Source organism: Alloactinosynnema sp. L-07 (genome assembly GCF_900070365.1).
Taxonomy (GTDB): Bacteria; Actinomycetota; Actinomycetes; order Mycobacteriales; family Pseudonocardiaceae; genus Actinokineospora.
In genome coordinates, this window is sequence record NZ_LN850107.1 from 5,968,598 (window position 1) to 5,986,422 (window position 17,825).

General features: G+C 70.2%; 17 protein-coding genes and 2 pseudogenes. 15 read left to right on the plus strand and 4 right to left on the minus strand.

Translation table 11 applies throughout. The annotated features are described in order from the left end of the window. The first annotated feature begins 122 nt into the window (after positions 1-122). Positions 123-1,175 carry a hypothetical protein gene (locus BN1701_RS27145; protein WP_054053459.1) on the plus strand — a complete coding sequence of 351 codons (1,053 nt, stop codon included), beginning with the start codon at positions 123-125 and terminating at the stop codon, positions 1,173-1,175. On the opposite strand, the gene BN1701_RS27150 is transcribed toward BN1701_RS27145, so the two are convergent. Next, positions 1,172-2,344: a homogentisate 1,2-dioxygenase gene (locus tag BN1701_RS27150; RefSeq protein ID WP_054053460.1), complete on the minus strand. Its 1,173-nt coding sequence runs from the start codon at positions 2,342-2,344 to the stop codon at positions 1,172-1,174. The two genes, BN1701_RS27145 and BN1701_RS27150, sit on opposite strands and share 4 nt — an antisense overlap. A 68-nt stretch (positions 2,345-2,412) precedes the next feature. Between BN1701_RS27150 and BN1701_RS27155 the strand changes: the two genes are divergently transcribed. From BN1701_RS27155 to BN1701_RS27190, 9 genes and pseudogenes are all read left to right on the plus strand, one after another. After that, entirely contained in the window at positions 2,413-3,279 is an 867-nt protein-coding gene (locus BN1701_RS27155; protein ID WP_054056162.1) for a hypothetical protein, read from the plus strand. Continuing rightward, on the plus strand, positions 3,276-4,466 hold the full coding sequence (gene fahA, locus BN1701_RS27160) for a fumarylacetoacetase (protein WP_054053462.1): 1,191 nt from the start codon (positions 3,276-3,278) through the stop codon (positions 4,464-4,466). The genes BN1701_RS27155 and fahA overlap by 4 nt, the downstream gene beginning before the upstream one ends. After that, on the plus strand, positions 4,467-5,141 hold the full coding sequence (locus BN1701_RS27165; protein ID WP_054053464.1) for a helix-turn-helix domain-containing protein: 675 nt from the start codon (positions 4,467-4,469) through the stop codon (positions 5,139-5,141). Between the two features lie 130 nt (positions 5,142-5,271). Beyond that, positions 5,272-5,433 (plus strand): annotated as a pseudogene (locus tag BN1701_RS38330) (helix-turn-helix domain-containing protein); the annotation flags it as partial. Between the two features lie 128 nt (positions 5,434-5,561). Beyond that, positions 5,562-6,124: pseudogene (locus tag BN1701_RS27175) on the plus strand (DUF5753 domain-containing protein). After that, entirely contained in the window at positions 6,090-6,266 is a 177-nt protein-coding gene (locus BN1701_RS34730; RefSeq protein ID WP_197672146.1) for a DUF397 domain-containing protein, read from the plus strand. Before BN1701_RS27175 ends, BN1701_RS34730 begins: the two are co-directional and overlap by 35 nt. A gap of 59 nt (positions 6,267-6,325) precedes the next feature. Beyond that, entirely contained in the window at positions 6,326-7,222 is an 897-nt protein-coding gene (locus tag BN1701_RS27180) for a radical SAM protein (protein ID WP_054053470.1), read from the plus strand. Positions 7,223-7,232: 10 nt separating this feature from the next. Next, positions 7,233-7,976, plus strand: a complete 744-nt coding sequence (locus BN1701_RS27185; protein ID WP_054053472.1) for an AAA family ATPase — start codon at positions 7,233-7,235, stop codon at positions 7,974-7,976. Continuing rightward, complete coding sequence (locus BN1701_RS27190) at positions 7,973-8,821, plus strand: hypothetical protein (protein WP_054053474.1); 849 nt, start codon at positions 7,973-7,975, stop codon at positions 8,819-8,821. Before BN1701_RS27185 ends, BN1701_RS27190 begins: the two co-directional genes overlap by 4 nt. On the opposite strand, the gene BN1701_RS27195 is transcribed toward BN1701_RS27190, so the two are convergent. Beyond that, positions 8,818-9,417 carry a TMEM165/GDT1 family protein gene (locus BN1701_RS27195; RefSeq protein WP_157368247.1) on the minus strand — a complete coding sequence of 200 codons (600 nt, stop codon included), beginning with the start codon at positions 9,415-9,417 and terminating at the stop codon, positions 8,818-8,820. The two genes, BN1701_RS27190 and BN1701_RS27195, sit on opposite strands and share 4 nt — an antisense overlap. An 86-nt stretch (positions 9,418-9,503) precedes the next feature. On the opposite strand from BN1701_RS27195, the gene BN1701_RS27200 reads away from it, so the two are divergent. The 4 genes from BN1701_RS27200 to BN1701_RS27215 are packed head-to-tail and all read left to right on the plus strand — an operon-like array spanning position 9,504 to position 16,171. Beyond that, positions 9,504-10,964, plus strand: a complete 1,461-nt coding sequence (locus BN1701_RS27200; protein WP_054053475.1) for a cytochrome ubiquinol oxidase subunit I — start codon at positions 9,504-9,506, stop codon at positions 10,962-10,964. Between the two features lie 10 nt (positions 10,965-10,974). Continuing rightward, positions 10,975-11,982, plus strand: a complete 1,008-nt coding sequence (gene cydB, locus BN1701_RS27205; RefSeq protein WP_054053477.1) for a cytochrome d ubiquinol oxidase subunit II — start codon at positions 10,975-10,977, stop codon at positions 11,980-11,982. Further along, the gene (gene cydC, locus BN1701_RS38035) at positions 11,979-15,041 is read left to right on the plus strand and encodes a thiol reductant ABC exporter subunit CydC (RefSeq protein ID WP_082860079.1); all 3,063 of its coding nucleotides are present in this window, start codon (positions 11,979-11,981) and stop codon (positions 15,039-15,041) included. The genes cydB and cydC overlap by 4 nt, the downstream gene beginning before the upstream one ends. Before the next feature lie 14 nt (positions 15,042-15,055). After that, a complete protein-coding gene (locus BN1701_RS27215) occupies positions 15,056-16,171 on the plus strand; it encodes a GAF domain-containing sensor histidine kinase (RefSeq protein ID WP_054053479.1) in 1,116 nt (371 codons plus the stop codon). Here the strand turns inward: BN1701_RS27215 and BN1701_RS27220 are convergent. After that, the gene (locus BN1701_RS27220; RefSeq protein WP_054053481.1) at positions 16,168-16,731 is read right to left on the minus strand and encodes a TetR/AcrR family transcriptional regulator; all 564 of its coding nucleotides are present in this window, start codon (positions 16,729-16,731) and stop codon (positions 16,168-16,170) included. The genes BN1701_RS27215 and BN1701_RS27220 overlap by 4 nt on opposite strands. Positions 16,732-16,782: 51 nt before the next feature. Between BN1701_RS27220 and BN1701_RS27225 the strand changes: the two genes are divergently transcribed. Continuing rightward, complete coding sequence (locus BN1701_RS27225) at positions 16,783-17,208, plus strand: hypothetical protein (RefSeq protein ID WP_054053484.1); 426 nt, start codon at positions 16,783-16,785, stop codon at positions 17,206-17,208. On the opposite strand, the gene BN1701_RS27230 is transcribed toward BN1701_RS27225, so the two are convergent. Beyond that, complete coding sequence (locus BN1701_RS27230; RefSeq protein ID WP_054053486.1) at positions 17,205-17,822, minus strand: response regulator transcription factor; 618 nt, start codon at positions 17,820-17,822, stop codon at positions 17,205-17,207. The genes BN1701_RS27225 and BN1701_RS27230 overlap by 4 nt on opposite strands. Between the last annotated feature and the right edge of the window lie 3 nt (positions 17,823-17,825).

Here is a 17,825-nt window from a genome sequence, read left to right on the forward strand (position 1 = left end):
CAAGTTAGGCCACCCTAACTTCTTGTGGCCCGTTGTGGGAAGCCACACAGCCGACATTCCACCACCGCATGTTTTCACCAGTGGCTACAGTCGCCCCCGATCACCACCTGATCGGAGGACCGATGAGCAAGCGCGAGGCTCCCGCACTGGAGCCCCCGACTGACATCCCGGCCGTCGCCGACCCGCATACGGCCGCTGCGTTGCGGGCCCTGCGGAACCCGTTGCTGGGCCTGCCCGCGCTCGCGATGGCGTTCGGCGTGCCCGCGATCTCGCTGGCGCTGGCGGGGGTGGGCTGGGTGCTCATCGCGCTGCTGGGCATCGCCGCCGTGGCGTTCTTGCTGGCGGCCGTGCTCACGTTCGTGATGATCGGCGGGTGGGTCGGGCCCGCGGCCAAGCTGCTGCGCGCGGAGTCGTGGCGGGAGGCGAAGGTCAAGGTCTACCGGCCGGGACGCGGCCTGCCCAAGGTCAAGCTCGCCGTGCGCGACGGCGCGAAGACGATCAACCTGGTGGCCAACGCGCTGCCGTGGCCCGCGCAGCAGGTGCTCGCCCGGACCGGGCGGATCTGGCTGGTCGGGCCGGACGAGCGGGGCTGGGCGGCGATCCGGTCGGCCGGGCTCGCGCTGCCGCTCGGTCAGGCGAAGGTGACTTCGGAGAACGTCTCCGGCGGCTACGAGGTCAACGTCGTGCAGGACGACCCGGTCCGGGTGCCGCTGGCGTCCTCGGACGCCGTGCTGGTCCACACGACCGCGACGCCGCGCAAGCGTTCGCGGACCGACGTGGTCCTGCCCGGCCTGCTGATGGTGTTCGCGCTGGTCATGGTCTTCGACCTGTTCGGCCGCGACCTGCGCGCCGACCAGACCCCGCTGGCCATCGGCGTCGTCGCGGGCACGCTCGCCATCGCCGGGCTGCTGGCGTGGCGCATCGCCAAGCTCCGCTACTGGGCGGCCATGGACAAGCTGCTCGCCGCCGGGCCGTGGACGTCCGTCCCGGTCACCCTCGACGGCGACACCCTGCGCGCGGGCGACAAGGCCGTGGCCCTGCGCCGGGGCGCCAAGGAACTGCGGGCGAACGCCGAGGCGACCGGACTGCTGTGGGTCGCCGGGCAGCCCAGCGGCAAGGTGGCCGTCGGGCTGCCTGGCTATCCGTTCCTCAGCGTCGCGGAGTTCAGCGACTAACTCCAGTCGGGGCCGCGTTTGGCCCAGGACCAGGCGTAGCGGGCGTCCTCGCTCTCCAGGCCCGCCTCGCCGAGTTCCAGCGGGCGGAAGGTGTCGACCATGACGGCGGTCTCGTCGAAGTAGTCCGCGCCGATCGACGCCTCCGCCGCGCCCGGCTGGGGGCCGTGGGTGAAGCCGCCGGGGTGCAGTGACAGCGAGCCGATCTCGATGCCAGAGCCCTTGCGCGCCTCGTAGTTGCCGCGCACGTAGAACATCAGCTCGTCGGAGTCGACGTTGGCGTGGTTGTAGGGCACCGGGATCGCCAGCGGGTGGTAGTCGACCTTGCGCGGCACGAACGAGCACACCACGAAGTTCGGGCCCTCGAAGGTCTGGTGGGCGGGCGGCGGCTGGTGGATCCGGCCGGTGATCGGCTCGAAGTCGCGGATGTTGAACACCCACGGGTAGAGGCAGCCGTCCCAGCCGACCACGTCGAACGGGTGGTTGGCGTAGGTGAACTTGGTCATGCCGCCGCGGTGGCGGACCAGGACCTCGACATCCTCGCCGTCGACCAGCATGGGCTCGGTCGGGCCGTGCTGGTCGCGCTCGCAGTAGGGCGCGTGCTCCAGGAACTGGCCCTTCTTCGACAGGTAGCGCTTGGGCGGGCCGATGTGGCCGCTCGCCTCGACGGTCAGCAGGCGCAGCTCGTCGTCCGGGACCACCCGGTAGGTGGTCGAGGTCGGGATGACCAGGTAGTCGCCGTCCTCGATCCGCAGGGCGCCGTAGATCGTCTCGACGGTGCCGGTGCCGCCCTGGCAGTAGAGCAGCTCGTCGCCGACGGCGTTGCGGTAGAGCGGGCTGGGTTCGGTGGCCACGACGAAGCCGATGACCACGTCGGCGTTGCCCATCAGGGTCCGCCTGGACGTCACCGCGTTCGCGCCGGACCACTTGAGGTCCTGCGAGCGGAAGGCGCGGGGCTTGAGCGGGTGGTTGGCCACCAGGGGACCGCGGAAGTCCGCGTAGACCTCGGCGTTGACGATCGCGGTCGGCAGGTGGCGGTGGTAGAGCAGCGCTGAATCCGACGAGAAGCCCTCGACGCCCATGAGCTCTTCGGCGTAGAGCTTTCCCTCCGGCGAGCGGAACTGGGTGTGCCGTTTTGGGGGGATTTCCCCGACTCGGCGATAGTGCGGCATTGCTCCTCCGGGCGTCCGCTGAGCGGACATCTTTGTTCAGTTGCCGATACACTACTAGCGTGTCAGCCGTGTCAAGCGCCGTTCCTCTCCCAGCGCCCGGTCCCCGAGGCATTCCGCCGCTGTTCGCGCGGCTCGTCGACGACGCCGCCCTGTTCCCACCGGGCAACGCCGCCATGCCTGACGCGGTGCGCATGCACCTCGAAGGCCGCGACGGTGACTACGCGGGGGTGATGGGCGTCTTCCTCTGCCAGGCGTCCCGACTCCCCGAGTTGATCACCGAGCTCATCAAGGCCAAGCCCGCCAAGCCGGTGGCGCTCTCGCTCGTGATCGACACCGGCCTCGGCGGCGTGCCGAAGGCCCTGTCGATCGTCGAGTCGCGAGCCGAGCTGCTGGCGTTGCGGATGGTCGAGATGCCCGCCCCCGCCGACGTCGACGACGTCTGGCTGGAGCGGGTCAACGAGTTCGTCCCGGAGGACGTCATCCGGGTGGTCGAGCCGCGCCGCGGCGGACCGGAATGGCTCGAAGGCATCCGCCGGGTGGTCGAGCACGGCTCCTGGCCCAAGATTCGCTGCGGCGGGCTCAGCCAGGAGCAGTTCCCCAGCGTCGACGAGATCGCCGACTTCCTGTCGGTCATCAGCGCGGGGGAGGCCTCGTTCAAGGCGACCGCGGGCCTGCACAACGCCGTACGGCACGTGGACACCGAGACCGGCTTCACCCACCACGGTTTCTTGAACCTGCTGGTGGCCACGGCCCGCCTGCTGTCGGGCGGCGACGTCCGCGAGGCGCTGTCGATCACCGATGGCGGTGCGCTGGCCGAGGAGGCCAAGGGCCTGACCGACCAGGCCGCGCACGCCGTCCGCGCGGTGTTCGGCTCATACGGATCGTGCTCGCTGTCCGAGCCGGTCGAGGACCTGGAAGGACTGGGACTGCTGTGACCAGCTGGATCGATGACCCGGCGTTCGCCGCCGACCACCCCTTCGGCCCCCAGACGCTGCCCTACGGCGTCATCGAGGGCCAGGGCGTCGCGGTGCGCGTCGGCGACCACGCGTTGCCGCTGCGGCCCATCTCGGGCGCCTTCGGCGACCTGGCCGACCTGGTTGCCGCCGACTCGCTGGACCCGCTGCTCGCCGCGGGCCGCCCGGCCTGGTCGGCGCTGCGCGCCCGGCTGACCGAACTGGTCACCGCGACGGCCGCCCCGGACGGCGCGGTGCTGCTGCCGCTGGCCGAGGTGCGCAACGTCCTGCCGTTCACCGTGGGCGACTACGTCGACTTCTATTCGTCGCGCGACCACGCGGAGAACGTCGGCAAGATCTTCCGCCCCGACGGCGACGCCCTGTTCCCGAACTGGACCCACCTGCCGATCGGCTACCACGGCCGCGCGGGCACCGTCGTGGTGTCGGGGACCGACGTCGTGCGTCCGCACGGCCAGCGCAAGGGCCCGGCCGACCCGGCGCCGGTGTTCGGCCCGAGCATCCGGCTCGACATCGAGGCCGAGATCGGCTTCGTCTGCGGCGGTCCCGTGGCGGGCCAGGTGTCGACGTCGGCGGCCCCGGACCACATCTTCGGCGTCGCGGTGGTCAACGACTGGTCCGCCCGCGACATCCAGGCCTGGGAGTACGTCCCGCTCGGCCCGTTCCTCGGCAAGTCCTTCGCCACCTCCATCGGCGCCTGGATCACCCCGCTGGAAGCGTTCGCCGCGGCCCGCGTCGACGTGCCGTCACCGGGCCACGCGCGGCTGGACTACCTGGTCGAAGACCAGTCCTGGGGCTTGGACCTGCGGCTGGAGGTCGAGTGGAACGGCACGGTCGTCTCGCGGCCACTGTTCGCGGGCATGGCCTACTCGTGCGCCCAGCAACTCGCCCACATGACCGTCAACGGAGCCACCGTGCGCCCCGGCGACCTGTTCGCGTCGGGGACAGTGTCCGGCCCGGAGAAGCACCAGCGCGGCTCCTTCCTGGAGCTGAGCTGGGGCGGCAAAGAGCTGATCACACTCGACGACGGCTCCGAGCGCACCTTCCTGGAGGACGGGGACACGGTGGCCATCTCGGCGACCGCGCCCGGCCCGGACGGCTCGGTCGTCGGGCTGTCGACGGTGGTCGGCACGATCGTGAAGGCGGCCTAGGTGCCAGGCATCAGATCGGCGGGGCCGATCACCAGACCGGCGGGCGCGGCGAAGGAGAGTTCGCTGACCCTCGACCGCGGCCTGGCGCTGCTGCAGGCCGTGGCCGACTCGGACACCGAGGCCCCGACGATCAGCGACCTGGCCAACGCCATCGGCGCTTCGCGGGCTGCGGTGTACCGCCTGCTGGTCCCGTTGCAGGCGCGCGGTTTGGTCCGGCGTGAGGGTTCGCGGGTGCGGTTGGGCCTGGGGCTGCTGCAACTGGCCGCCAAGGTCGCGCCGCAACTGCGGATCGCCGCCCTGCCCGCGTTGCGGATGATCGCTGAGGAAGTCGGAGCCACCGCCCACCTGACGGTGGCCGACGGCGACGAAGCCCAGGCGGTCGCGGTGGTCGAACCGTCGTGGACGGCGTATCACGTGGCATACCGGGTCGGCACCCGCCATGCGCTGCACAAGGGCGCGTCGGGCAAGGCGATCGGGCTGCGGTCGGATGAGCAAGGCTGGGTCGGCTCGACGGGCGAGTTGCAGGCGGGAGCTTTTGGTATCGCGGCACCGGTTTTGGGGGTCGCGGGCCTGCGGGCGAGTGTTGGCGTGGTGACCTTCGAGCCGTTGGACGGTTTGACGGTGGGCCCGAAAGTGATCGCCGCCGCCGCCGCTGTGGCCGACGCGCTGCGCTGAGTTTCTCGGGTTGCAACGGCTCATGCGAAGGGGTGGATCACGCCCGTGACCGGCGCGCGCTGAGCCTGCTTTCCTTACTGTGTCAGGAATGGGAGAGCGATACCGCGCGGTGGCCCGAGAACTGGGCGTGATGTTGAAAGAACAACGCGAAGCGGCGGGCCTGACGTTGCTGCAACTCAGCGCGAAGCTCGGCTCGGCCGCGGCGACGCTGCACCGGATGGAGTCGGGTGCGCGTGCCGAGACGTCGGAGGTCGAGGTTGTTCACTACCTCGCGGCCTGCGGTGCGAGGCATGCGGACGTCCAGCGGGTCGCGGCGTTCTCGCGAGAGTCCAGCCATGATCGCGGGTATTGGCTCTCACAGAGCAGCAAGTGGGCAACTTGCGCTCGCTGGTCTTCCACGAGGCGACCGCGAACCGATCTGTGGCCCATGAACCAGAGGTCATTCCGGGTCTGCTGCAAACCGAGCCCTACTTCCGCGCGCTGTTCGCTGACTTCGGCATGTCGAGCGAAGAAATGGATGCGTTCGCCGCCGTGCGGATGGAACGGCAGCTGGTCATGTTCCGCAACAACCCTGCGAAGTTCACATTTTTGTGCACGAGCGTGCTTTGCGCATGGAGGTCGGTGACTACCGGATCATGACCGAGCAAATGCTGGCCATGATGTTCTTCGCCGACCAGTGGAACATCGGGATTCGGGTGATCCCGGCGGGCGCTCGTCACCGAGCATTGTTCGGCGGATCATTCCGGTATCTCGGCTATCCAAAGCACAAGAAATCGCTCGTCTACGTCGACGCCACAGTGGGAACATTGTTCCTTGAGGATCCCAAGTACGTCCAGCCTTTTCGAACCCTTCTGCCGAAGATAGCGAACGTCTCGCTGGATGTGGGAGAATCCCGGGTGCTCATCGCCAAGCTGGCCGATGAGTACGACCGGGCGGAAGGCGGCTGGGATGACGCGTGGCGGGTGGCGCAAGAGCGGCTATAGCAGCAATCCGAGCGGCGACTGCGTCGAAGTCCTGCTCAGCGCCCGCGCCGCGGCCGTCCGCGACTCCAAGAACGCGGACGGCCCATCGCTCACACTCGCCGCAGGCACCTGGGCGGCCTTCGTTGCCTCTCTGACCTCGTAGACAAGACTGCCGCTGGTTCGACACGCTCAATCCTGTTGTTCAGCCGAACTGGAGGATAAGTGAATCCGTCGTTCGTGTGGCTTGAGATCACCGGCAAATGCCAGTTGAGTTGTTCGCATTGCTATGCGGACTCCGGCCCGCAGGGCACCGACGGCGCAATGACACCAGACAACTGGGGCAGCGTCATCGACCAGGCCGTGGGCTTGGGTACCGAGATGGTGCAGTTCATCGGTGGCGAGCCCACCCTCCACCGCGCATTGCCCGACCTTGTCGGGCGTGCGTTGGGTCGCGGGCTGCAAGTCGAGGTGTTCAGTAACCTCGTGCATGTGCCCACGTCGCTATGGGAAGTCTTCACACAACCCGGTGTGAGCCTCGCGACGAGTTACTACGCCGACAGCGCCGATCAACACGAGTCCATCACCAAAGGACGCGGAAGCTACGGCCGGACGAAGGCGAATATCATCGAGGCTCTGCGGCGCTCAATTCCGCTGCGAGTCGGAGTGATCGACGTGCTAGATGGGCAGCGCGTCGAGCAAGCACGCGAAGAACTCGCAGCCCTCGGTGTCACAGGCGAGGTGCGCGTCGACCATCTGCGGCAGGTCGGCCGAGGTATCCGCAAGCAGCAACCGAGCCTAAGTCAACTCTGCGGACACTGCGCACAAGACAAGATCGCCGTGTCCGCGACCGGCGACGTGTGGCCGTGTGTGTTCTCCCGCTGGTTGCCTGTGGGCAACGTCCGACACGACGCTCTCGCCGACATACTCGCTGGACCGACGATGGTGACGACCACGGCCACCCTGCGCGAGCATTTCGGCGGCGACTCCCCGGACTTGGCCAAGCCCTGCGACCCTCAGTGCGGGCCGAACTGTAGCCCGGCGTGCAACCCGTCATGCTGGCCAACGGGCGCTGGACCCTGTGGCCCCAAGGGCGGATGTCAGCCCAACTACGACAAGTAGGAGCGAATGAGTGTTCGTCAGCCGCGCGTATGTCCCTGACGGGCTACGCCCCGACAATCTCCGGAGCTGGCCGTACACGGTTCCGGCGGTCGCCGGCGTCGTCGAACAAGGCATCGAGTTCACCCACCCGGTGACGTTTCTGGTCGGCGACAACGGTACAGGCAAGTCGACCCTTGTCGAGGCCATCGCCGAGGGGTTCAAGCTGGACGCGCGCGGCGGACGAGCAGCACGAAAGTCGGGCGACGCCAATCCCACCAAGACTCCGCTTGGTGAGGTGCTGCGGCTGGAGACCACCGCCAAGGGGGCGGGCATGTTGGCCGGTCCACGCTTGAAGAAGAAGGGCTTCTTCCTGCGTGCCGAAACCGCGTTCAGCATGACTGAGAACCTTGGCGGTGTTCCCGGTTACTGGGACGACAACACGGCCGAGATGAGCCACGGCGAGGGCTTTCTCGCCGTGTTCCGGTCGATGTTTCGCGACCCTGGCTTCTACGTGATGGACGAACCCGAGTCGGCGCTGTCGTTCACGGCCTGCCTGCACCTCGTCGCTCTGATGTACGACCTTGGGCAGTCAGGGGCACAGGTCGTGTGCGCGACGCACTCGCCGATCCTGGCCTCGACGCCGGGCGCTGACATCATCGAACTGGGCGAGCACGGACTGCGGCGCGTGAAATGGGCCGACCTTCAACTCGTTGATTCTTGGCGTCGATACCTGGAAAACCCCGGCGCCTACCTACGCCACCTCACCGCGCCATGAACGGATATCTCGCGGCTGAACCGCAGACCGATCCTGACGCGACGTTCCGCAACTTCCAGCGGCACAACGTCGGCCGAGCCGCAGACCATTTCGGTGTGACGGTGACAGGCACGCCGTCGTTCGGATGGCGGCTACGCACGATCGGCACGCCGGTCGACGGTCGACACGGCGCGTGCTGGTTGCGCGTGGTGTCCGAGGAACCACAGTGGGCGCAAGGCCACGCGTGGACGGGCAACCTGGACGGGAACACCATCACGACAGTGCATAAGCCGCGAGTCCTCGACGTGTTCGAGTGGCCGGAACGTGACTGGCGCAATCAGCGTGCCGAACTGATGACCCTGATGCCGGGTGAGCCGTGCTCGTCGACCGATGTTCTGTGGACGCTCCCGAACGTTTCGGCCGCGTGGTGGCGCGACCTACGGCAATCCGTCGACACCCTCGCGGTAATTCCTACCGAGAGGACATACGCCGACCAAGTACGTGTGACCGACCGCATCCGTACGCGCTTCGGTGACACCGTCGACACCACGGTCACCCACTGGGCGACAGCGCACAGCGACCTGCATTGGTCCAACCTGATGCGACCAGACTTCGGCATCCTCGACTGGGAACTGTGGGGAACCGCGCCGGAAGGGACCGATGCGGCGACCCTGCTGTGCCACAGCCTGCTGGTGCCAACCGTCGCCGAGCAGGTGCACGACCTGTTCGCCGACAGGCTCGACACCCCGTCGGGTCGTATCGCTCAGTTGAACGTTGCGGCCAGACTGCTCAACCGAATCGACGGCGGAGACTATCCCGACCTCGCCGAGCCTCTCCACCGACACGTGCGCACGCTGTTGATCTAACCGAAGATCGCCGTGTAGGCGGCCAGGGCGGCGAACACCGCGAACACCACGCCCGCGACTCGCTGGATCAGGTGTGGCTTGATCCGCTCGGCGATCTTCTTGCCCAGCAGGACCGCTATCCCCGCCACCGACACCAGCGCCGCCCACGCCCCCAACCCGACCCACACCGGCTCCGCGTAACGAGCGCTCAACCCCGCCGTCGCGATCTGTGAAGCGTCCCCCCATTCGGCGGCGAAGAGGACGCCGAAGGAGGTCAGGGCGGCGCGCCAGAAGGAGGTTGGGCCGTTGGGGCCAACCGTGGTTTCGGCGGAGTCCGAGTCGGTGGAGAAGCCTTCCCGAAGCAGCAATAGGGCGCCGATGGCGAACAGCACGGCCACGACGGCGGCGACCACCCGATCGGGTAACAAGGTCAGCACGCCGCCGAAGGTGGCGGCGATCACGCACTGGACGGCGAAGGCCGCGCTCACCCCGGCGAACACCGGCAGGGCGCGGTAGCGGGTGGTCAGGATCAGCGTCGCCACCAGGGTCTTGTCGGGCAACTCCACGACGAAGACCAGGGCGTACGCCGAGACGAAGGCGATCAGTGCGGTTCCCACGACCAACCCTAACCAGGACCTAGGTCCCGGGCAGGCGGGACCGGGGTGTCTGGCGGCCCGGGTCACACTGAAACAAGCTGATCAGCGTGGACGTACTCGACCTCGCGCGGTGGCAATTCGGGATCACCACCGTCTACCACTTCCTCATGGTCCCCCTCACGATCGGCCTGTCCGTACTGGTCGCCGGGATGCAGACGGCCTGGGTGCGCACGGGTAACGAGAAGTACCTGCGCATGACGAAGTTCTGGGGCAAGCTGCTGCTGATCAACTTCGCCATGGGCGTGGTCACCGGCATCGTCCAGGAGTTCCAGTTCGGGATGACCTGGAGCGAGTACTCCCGCTTCGTCGGCGACGTGTTCGGCGCCCCGTTGGCGATGGAGGGGCTGGTCGCGTTCTTCGTCGAGTCGACCTTCCTCGGCCTCTGGATCTTCGGCTGGGACCGACTGCCGCGTCGGATCCATCTGGGATGCGCCTGGGCGTTCAGCCTCGCGACCATCGCCTCGGCTTACTTCATCCTCGCGGCGAACTCGTGGATGCAGCACCCCGTCGGGGTCGAACTGGTCGACGGCCGACCCCGGCTGACCTCGATCTGGGCCGTGCTGGGCAACAACACCGCGCTGACCGCCGTGCCGCACACGGTCGCGGGCTGCTTCGCCGTCGCGGGGGCGTTCCTCGTCGGGATCGGGGCGTGGCACCTGTGGCGGAACCGGGGCGACCGGCCGGTGTGGCGGGCGTCGGTGAAGTTGGGCGCCTGGGTCGGGATGGTGGCGTTCGCGCTGCTCGCGGGCACCGGTGACCTCCAGGCGAAGCTGATGTTCGAGCAGCAGCCGATGAAGATGGCCGCCGCCGAGGCGCTGTGCCACACCGAGGCGCCCGCCAGTTTCTCGATCTTCGCGGTCGGTGACGTTGCCCGGCCGGACTGCGAGAACGTCAAGTCGATCACCGTGCCCGCGCTGCTGTCCTTCTTGGCGCACAGCGACCTCACCACCGAGGTCCGTGGCATCAACCAGTTGGTCGCCGAGTACCAGGCCGAGTACGGCACCAACTACCCGGTCGACGAACGCCTCGGCGAACTGTCCGGCAAACCCATCGACTACGTGCCGATGCTCCCGGTCACCTACTGGGGCTTCCGCCTGATGATCGGCTTCGGCGCGCTGTCGGCGCTGGTCGGCGCGGCCGTGCTCTGGTTGACGCGCAAGGGCAGGCTGCCGCGCGGGCGATGGTTCCCCCGGTTGGCACTGGCCGGGATCGTGCTGCCGTTCGCGGCCAACAGCGCGGGCTGGATCTTCACCGAGATGGGGCGGCAGCCGTTCGTCGTGGCGCCCAATCCGTCCGGTGTGGACGGTGTGTGGCTGTTCACCGCGCAAGGGGTGTCCGGACTGGCGGTGGGCGAGGTGCTGACATCGCTGATCGTGTTGACGCTGGTCTACGGCGCGCTCGCCGTGGTCGAGGTGTATCTGATCACCCGGTACGCGCGCGGCGGGGTGGCCGCGGTGATGCCCGAGAAGACCGACGAACCGGGCGACACGCTCGCGTTCGCGTACTGAGGAGCGGGGAATGGATCTCGCGGTCGTCTGGTTCTGTGTGATCACCTTGCTGTGGCTGGGCTATCTGTTCCTGGAGGGTTTCGACTTCGGTGTCGGCATGCTGCTGCCGATCCTGGCCAAGGACAACACCGAGCGACGCGTCATGATCAACACCATCGGGCCGGTGTGGGACGGCAACGAGGTCTGGGTGATCGTCGCGATCGGCGCCACCTTCGCCGCGTTCCCCGAGTGGTACGCCGCCCTGCTCAGCGGCGCGTACCTGCCGCTGCTGGTGGTCCTGGTCGGCCTGATCGGGCGCGGGGTCGCCTTCGAGTACCGCGGCAAGGTCGACTCCGACACCTGGCGGCGACGCTGGGACCGGGTGATCGTCGCGGGTTCGTGGATCCCGGCGCTGGGCTTCGGGCTGCTCATCGCCACCACCGTCTTCGGGCTTCCCTTGGACGCCAACGGGAACCGGGTCGGCTCGGTGTTCGCCGCGGTCCGGTGGGAGACAGTGCTAGGCGCGCTCGCCGTGGCCGGGTTCGCGCTGGTGCACGGCGCGGTGTTCCTGTCGCTCAAGACCGACGGCGACATCCGGCTGCGGGCCCGGCGCCTCGCCGCGCGGATCGGCCCGTACGCGCTGCTGCCGCTGGGCGGGCTGCTCGTCTGGGCCCAGGTCGAGTCAGGCGCGGTGTGGACGTGGGTGGCCGTGGGGGTGGCGGTGATCGGCGCGACGCTGGCGTTCGAGCGGATCGAGCGCGGCCGCGAGGGTCAGGCGTTCGCGGCGCTGGCGGTGGTGATCGCCGCGTCGGTGGTCGCGCTGTTCGGGGCGCTGTACCCGAACGTCCTTCCCTCTACTTTGGACTCGGAGTTCTCGCTGACGGTCGCGGGCGCCGCGTCGAGCCCGTACACGCTGGGGGTGATGAGCTGGGTCGCGCTGTTCGGCACGCCCGCCGTGCTGGTCTACCAGGGGTGGACGTACTGGGTGTTCCGCAAGCGGGTCAGCGCCGCGCACATCCCGGCGGTGCACGCGCCATGAAGGCACTGCGGATCCTCTCGCCGTCGGCGCGGCGGGCCTTGGTCCTCTGTGGACTCCTCGCGGTCGCGTCCGCCTGCGCGTCCGTCGGGCAGGCGTGGGCGCTCGCCGCGGCCATCACCGGCCAGGCCGCGCTGGGCTGGCTCGCGCTCGCGGTGATCGCCTGCGGCCTGCTCACCTGGGCGACCCAGGTCGTGGCCGCCCGCGCGGCGGCCGGCGCCAAGGCCGAACTGCGCGCGGTCCTGCTCGACCGGACATTGCGCGCGGGCCCGGAGTGGATCACCGCGCGCGGCCCCGGCGAGCTGACCGCCCTGGCCACCAGGGGTCTCGACGCGCTCGACGCCTACTTCGGCACGTTCCTGCCCGCCTTGGTCGCCGCCGCGGTGACGCCGCTGGGGGTCGGCGCGGTGATCTTGTTCGTGGACTGGCCGTCGGCGGTAGTCGTCGCGATGACCGTGCCGCTGATCCCGCTGTTCGCCATCCTCATCGGCCGCTACACCGAGGACCGGGTGGCGGGCGCGGCGGCGGCGAACGAGCGCCTGTCCGGGCACCTGCTGGAGCTGGTCCGAGTGCTGCCGGTGCTCGCCGCGTTCGGCCGGGCGCGTGCCCAGGCCGAGGCGGTCCGGCGCACGTCCGACGCACACCGCCGGGGCACGCTCGGGGTGTTGAGGGTGGCGTTCACGTCGGCGTTGGCGCTGGAGTTGATCGCGACGCTGTCGGTGGCGCTGGTCGCGGTGGTGATCGGCCTGCGGCTGGTGTCGGGGGACTTGTCGCTGGTGGTGGGCCTGTTCGTGCTGATCGTGGTGCCCGAGTGCTATCTGCCGCTGCGCGCGGCGGGCGCGGCGCACCACGCGGCGGCCGACGGGATGGAGGCCGTCCGGCGCGTGGCCGAGGTGCCGTTGACACCGCCCGCTGGGGGTCGGGCGGTGTCGGACTTCGCCGAACTGCGGATCGACGACCTGAGCGTGCGCAGGCGGGACGGGTTCGCGCCCGACGGGGTGTCGCTGGTCGTCAAACCCGGCGAGATCGTGCGGCTGGACTCGCCGAGCGGCAGCGGAAAGTCGACGCTGCTGGCGGTCCTGCTCGGCTTCGTGGCGCCGACGTCAGGGGACGTCCTGGTGGACGGGGTGCCGCTAGGCGAATTGGACGTCGAGGCGTGGCGGGAGTTGGTGGCGTGGGTGCCGCAGCGGCCGACGTTCGCCGAGTCGGTGGTGGCTGACGAGGTCGGGGACCGCGCGCTGGCTCGGGACCTCGCCGCCGAGCACCTGCTCGACCGGCGGATCGATGACCTGTCGGCGGGCGAGCGGCAGCGGGTCGCCCTGCTGCGGGCGCTGGCTCGGCCGGGGGTGCGGCTGCTGCTGCTCGACGAACCCACCGCGCACCTGGACCCAGCCACCGCCGCCCAGGTGATGAGCGTGGTGCGCCGGGTGGCTGACAGCGGGGTCGCGGTCGTGCTCGCGACCCATCGCGGGGTCGACCCGGCTGTGTCGACCACCGACTCCGCGTCAGTTGTGGAGGTCGTCGCGGTGGCCGAGGGGAACGTTTCACCGCTGCGGACGCTGCTGACCCGCCGGACGCTGGCGGGCGCGGCGCTGGGGGCCGCCGCCGTGGTGTGCGGGATCGCCTTGACCGCGCTGTCGGCCTGGCTGATCGCGCGGGCGGCCCAGCAGCCGCCGATCCTGGCGCTGTCGGTGGCCGTCGTCGGGGTGCGGACGTTCGGGTTGGCGCGCGCGGGGCTGCGCTACGTGGAGCGGTTGGTCACCCACGACGCCGCGTTCCGGACCGCGACCGCGGCTCGGGTGCGGCTGTGGTCGGCCCTGGTGGCGCGGGGACCCGCCCGGCTGCCGAGGGGGGACGAGGGGCAGCGGCGGCTGGTCGACGACGTGGACCAGGTCCGCGATCTGACACCAAGGGTCCTGGTGCCGCCCGTGATCGTCTTCGCGGTCGTGGCGGCGGCGGTGGCGGTGCAGACGGCGATCCTGCCGGTCGCGGGTCTTGTCTTGGCGGCCGCGGTCGTCGTGGCCTGCGTGGGTGGGCCCGCGGTGACACTGGTCGCCGAGCGTCGGGCCACCGCCCGGCTGGCCGAGGGCAGGCGGGGCCTGGCCGCCCAGGTGCTGACCCTGCTCGACGGCGCCGCCGATCTCGTGGCGTTCGGGCGGGACAAGCGTTTGCGCACAGCCCTGACCAGGGTCGACGCGCGACTCACCGCGCGGGCCCGTGGACAGGCTTACGGCGCGGGCGCGGGGTCGGCGCTGATCACAGTGGCGCTCGGGCTGGCGTCCGCGGTCAGCTTGGGGCTCGCGGGCGGACTGCCCTCGGTGCTGGTGCCCGTGGTCGCCCTCGTGCCGCTGGCGTTGGCGGACGCCGTCCTGCTGCTGCCGCCCGCACTCAGCCACCTCGCCCCGCTCCGCGCCGCGCATCGACGGACGACACTGCCCGTGGAGCCTCCGCGGCCGATCGCGGTCACGGCGGACGGCGGCTGTGGAGTCACGGGTGACGTCCGGTGGGGCGGGGCGGACCGGCCCGCCTTGCGCGGCGTCGACCTCGACCTTCCCGCGGGCGCAAGAGTCGCCGTGGTCGGCCCCTCCGGCTCCGGGAAGTCCACTTTGGTCGCCGCCCTGCTCGGCTTCCTCGAACCGGAGCGCGGCCACGCGAGCCGACCGCCGACGGTCGCCTGGTGCCCGCAGGACCCGATGCTCATCGCGAGCACGGTCCGGGAGAACCTGCGCCTGGCCGCCCCCGAGGCCACCGACGCGGACCTGGTCGCCGTGCTGCGAGAGGTCTGTCTTCCCGACCTGCTCGACGCCCAGGCCAAGACCCTGTCCGGCGGCGAGGCCCAGCGCGTGTCACTGGCCAGGGCGCTGCTCGCCGACGCAGACCTGCTTCTGCTCGACGAGCCGACCGCGCACCTCGACCGGGCCACCGCCGAGCGCGTCCTCGCGGTGATCCACCAGGTCAGGGGCACCGTCGTGCACGTCACCCACTTCCAGGCGGAAGCCGACATGGCCGACGTGGTGGTCGAGGTCGCCGATGGCCGCGTCCGTACCAGGGTGGCGGCATAGAGTTGACCACAACCATGGATCCCACCCTCGCCGCGCGCACGCTCACCGCGTCCACCGAGATCGCCACGGCGGCACTGTCCGGCGACGACCCGGAGGCGGTGCTCGATCTCGTCGTGCGCAGCGCCGCCGCACTGGCCGAGGCCGACCTCGGGCTCGTGATGGCGCGGGCCGCCGACGGCTCGCTGACCGTCGAGGCCGCGCACGGATCGCGTGAGCCCATCGGGCTCGTCTTGTCCTCCCGATCCTCAGCCGCGCGGGTCGCGCGGGCAGGCGTGCCGATCGTCGCCGACGACGTCACGACCGACCCTCGGACGGCCCCCTATGTGCCGCGTGAGCTGCGGGGATACGGCCCGTTCGCGGCGGCGCCGTTCGGCACGCGGGAACGCAGGCTCGGCGCGCTCACGGTCTACCGGCGCAAAGGCGGGCGGCCGTTCACCCCGGCCACCGTGGACGTCCTGACCGCGTTCGCCGCGCAGGCCGGGCTCGTGCTCGTCCTTGCCGAAGGCACCACCGCCCGCCAGCGCGTCGACCTCTACGAGGAGCGCGAGCGGATCGCCCGCGACCTGCACGACGTGATCATCCAGCGCCTCTACGCCGCGGGCATGCAGCTCGACCTGCTCGCCCGCAGGCCCTCACGGAAGTTGGCCAAGGCCGACGCCACCCGGCTCGGCGACGCCGTCGACCAGCTCGATGCCGCCATCGCCGACGTCCGAGCCGTCGTGCGCACGCTGCGCCAGCCCGACCCGGAGCCGCCCACCGCGCTGACCGAGTCGGCGCGGGCCGAGGTCGAGACCGCGCGGGAGCTGCTCGGGTTCGCGCCGAGCTTCGAGATCACCGGCGACGTCGACGCCATCGCGCCCGCGGTCGCCGACCACACCCGCGCCGCCCTGCGCGAGGCGCTGTCCAACGTCGTGCGCCACGCCGGGGCGATGCGGGTGGCCGTGCACCTGCGCCGCGACGGCGACCGGCTGCGGCTGACCGTCGCCGACGACGGCTGCGGGATCCCCGAGGGCGTCAGCAAACGCGGCCTCAACAACCTGCGGGAGCGCGCCGAACAGGCCGGGGGACGCTGCGAGGTGCGATCCTCTCCCAGATCCGGCACCACTGTGACCTGGGAAGTGCCGGTCTAGGGCAAGACCAACTTGGCCACCGCGGCCACTCTGAACCGAAGCCGATCGACGTCGACCGGGGTCGTGCCGCGGGTGAGTTCGTCGACGACGAGCCCGTCGATGACCGCCATCAGCACTCGGCCGCGGTCGGCGTCGCGGGCCAGCGCGGTGGCCAGCGCGTGGAAGCCCGCCGCGAGTCGCTCGCTGACCGGCCCGGCCAGCCGCCTGCTCTGCGGGTCCAACATCAGCAGCAGCCGCGTCCGGCTGCGCGCGCGGCCGGGCCCGAGCCAGATCGCCAGGACCGCGGTGCACGCCTCGACGAGGGTCGCGAGTTCCATCTCTTGCAGTGGCTGTCCGTCGATCAGCCGCTCGATGTCGCCCCGGTCGAGCGCGGCGATGCGGTCGAGGATCGCCTCGATCAGGGCGGCCCGGGTCGGGAAGTGGTAGCTGCATGTGCCCGACGGCAGCCCTGCCCGCTCCTCGACGGCGCGGTGGGTGAGGCCGCGCAGTCCGTCGTCCCCGACGACCTCGATGGCGGCGTCGGCCAGCAGGGTCTTGCGATCTGAGTCACGGGGGCTCACCAGCCGGATGCTACAGGTGTAGCGTCCACTACGTCTGTAGCAACGAAAGGAATGGCCATGCAACTGTCTCTGTATCGCGTCGGCGCTTGGTGCTGGATCGTCACTGGCGTCGGCCATCTCATCGGCGAAGTCCTCCTGCGCCTGTCCCCGAGCCCTGAAGGCACCGCCGCGCACGCGGCCATGGGGGAGCACTACTTCGAGCTGATGGGGACGCGCCGCAGCATCCAGCAGATGATGACGGGATTCGGCGTCGCGATGGGACTGGCGATCGCGCTGTCGGGCCTGCTGTTCCTGCTGGTCGCCCGGGTCGCTGCGGACGACAAGGCCCGCCCGGCGGGGTTCGTCGGGCTCGCGGTGTCGGCGGCCATGTTCACGGTCGCGGTAACGCTGCTGCCGCCCCCGCCTATCGTCCTGTTCGCGCTGGCCAGCCTGGCTTTCGCCGCCGCGCTGATCGTCAAGCCCGCCCGAACGGCCTAGGTCGCGCGCCGGGCCACCCAGGCGACCGCCTGGGTCCGGCGTTGCATCCCCAGCTTGGCCAACACGCTGGTGACGTAGTTCTTGACCGTCTTCTCCGCCAGGAACAGCCGCTCGGCGATCTCCCGGTTCGACAGGCCCTCGCCGACCAGCGCGAGCACCTCCCGCTCCCGCTCGGTCAGCCCGGCCAGGTCATCCGGCCGACGCATCCGGTCGAGGACCCGGGCCGTCGTCACCGGGTCAAGCAGCGACCGCCCCGCCGCCACCTCGCGCACGGCGGTCACCAGATCCTGGCCGCGCACCTGCTTGAGCAGATACCCCGCGGCTCCCGCCATGATCGCCTCCACCAGCGCCCGCTCGTCATCGAACGCCGTCAGGACCAGGCAGGCAGGCGGGGGTGTCAACGCCCGCAGCGACCGGCACAGGTCGACCCCGTTGCCGTCCGGCAGCCGCACGTCGACCACCGCCACGTCAGGCTCGTTGGTCGTCGCCCGGACCAGCGCCTCGGCGACCGACCCGGCCTCGGCGACCACCTCGACGCCGTCCTCGCCGTCGAGCAGGTCGCGCAGCCCGCGGCGGACCACCTCATGGTCATCCACCAACAGGACCCGAATCATGGC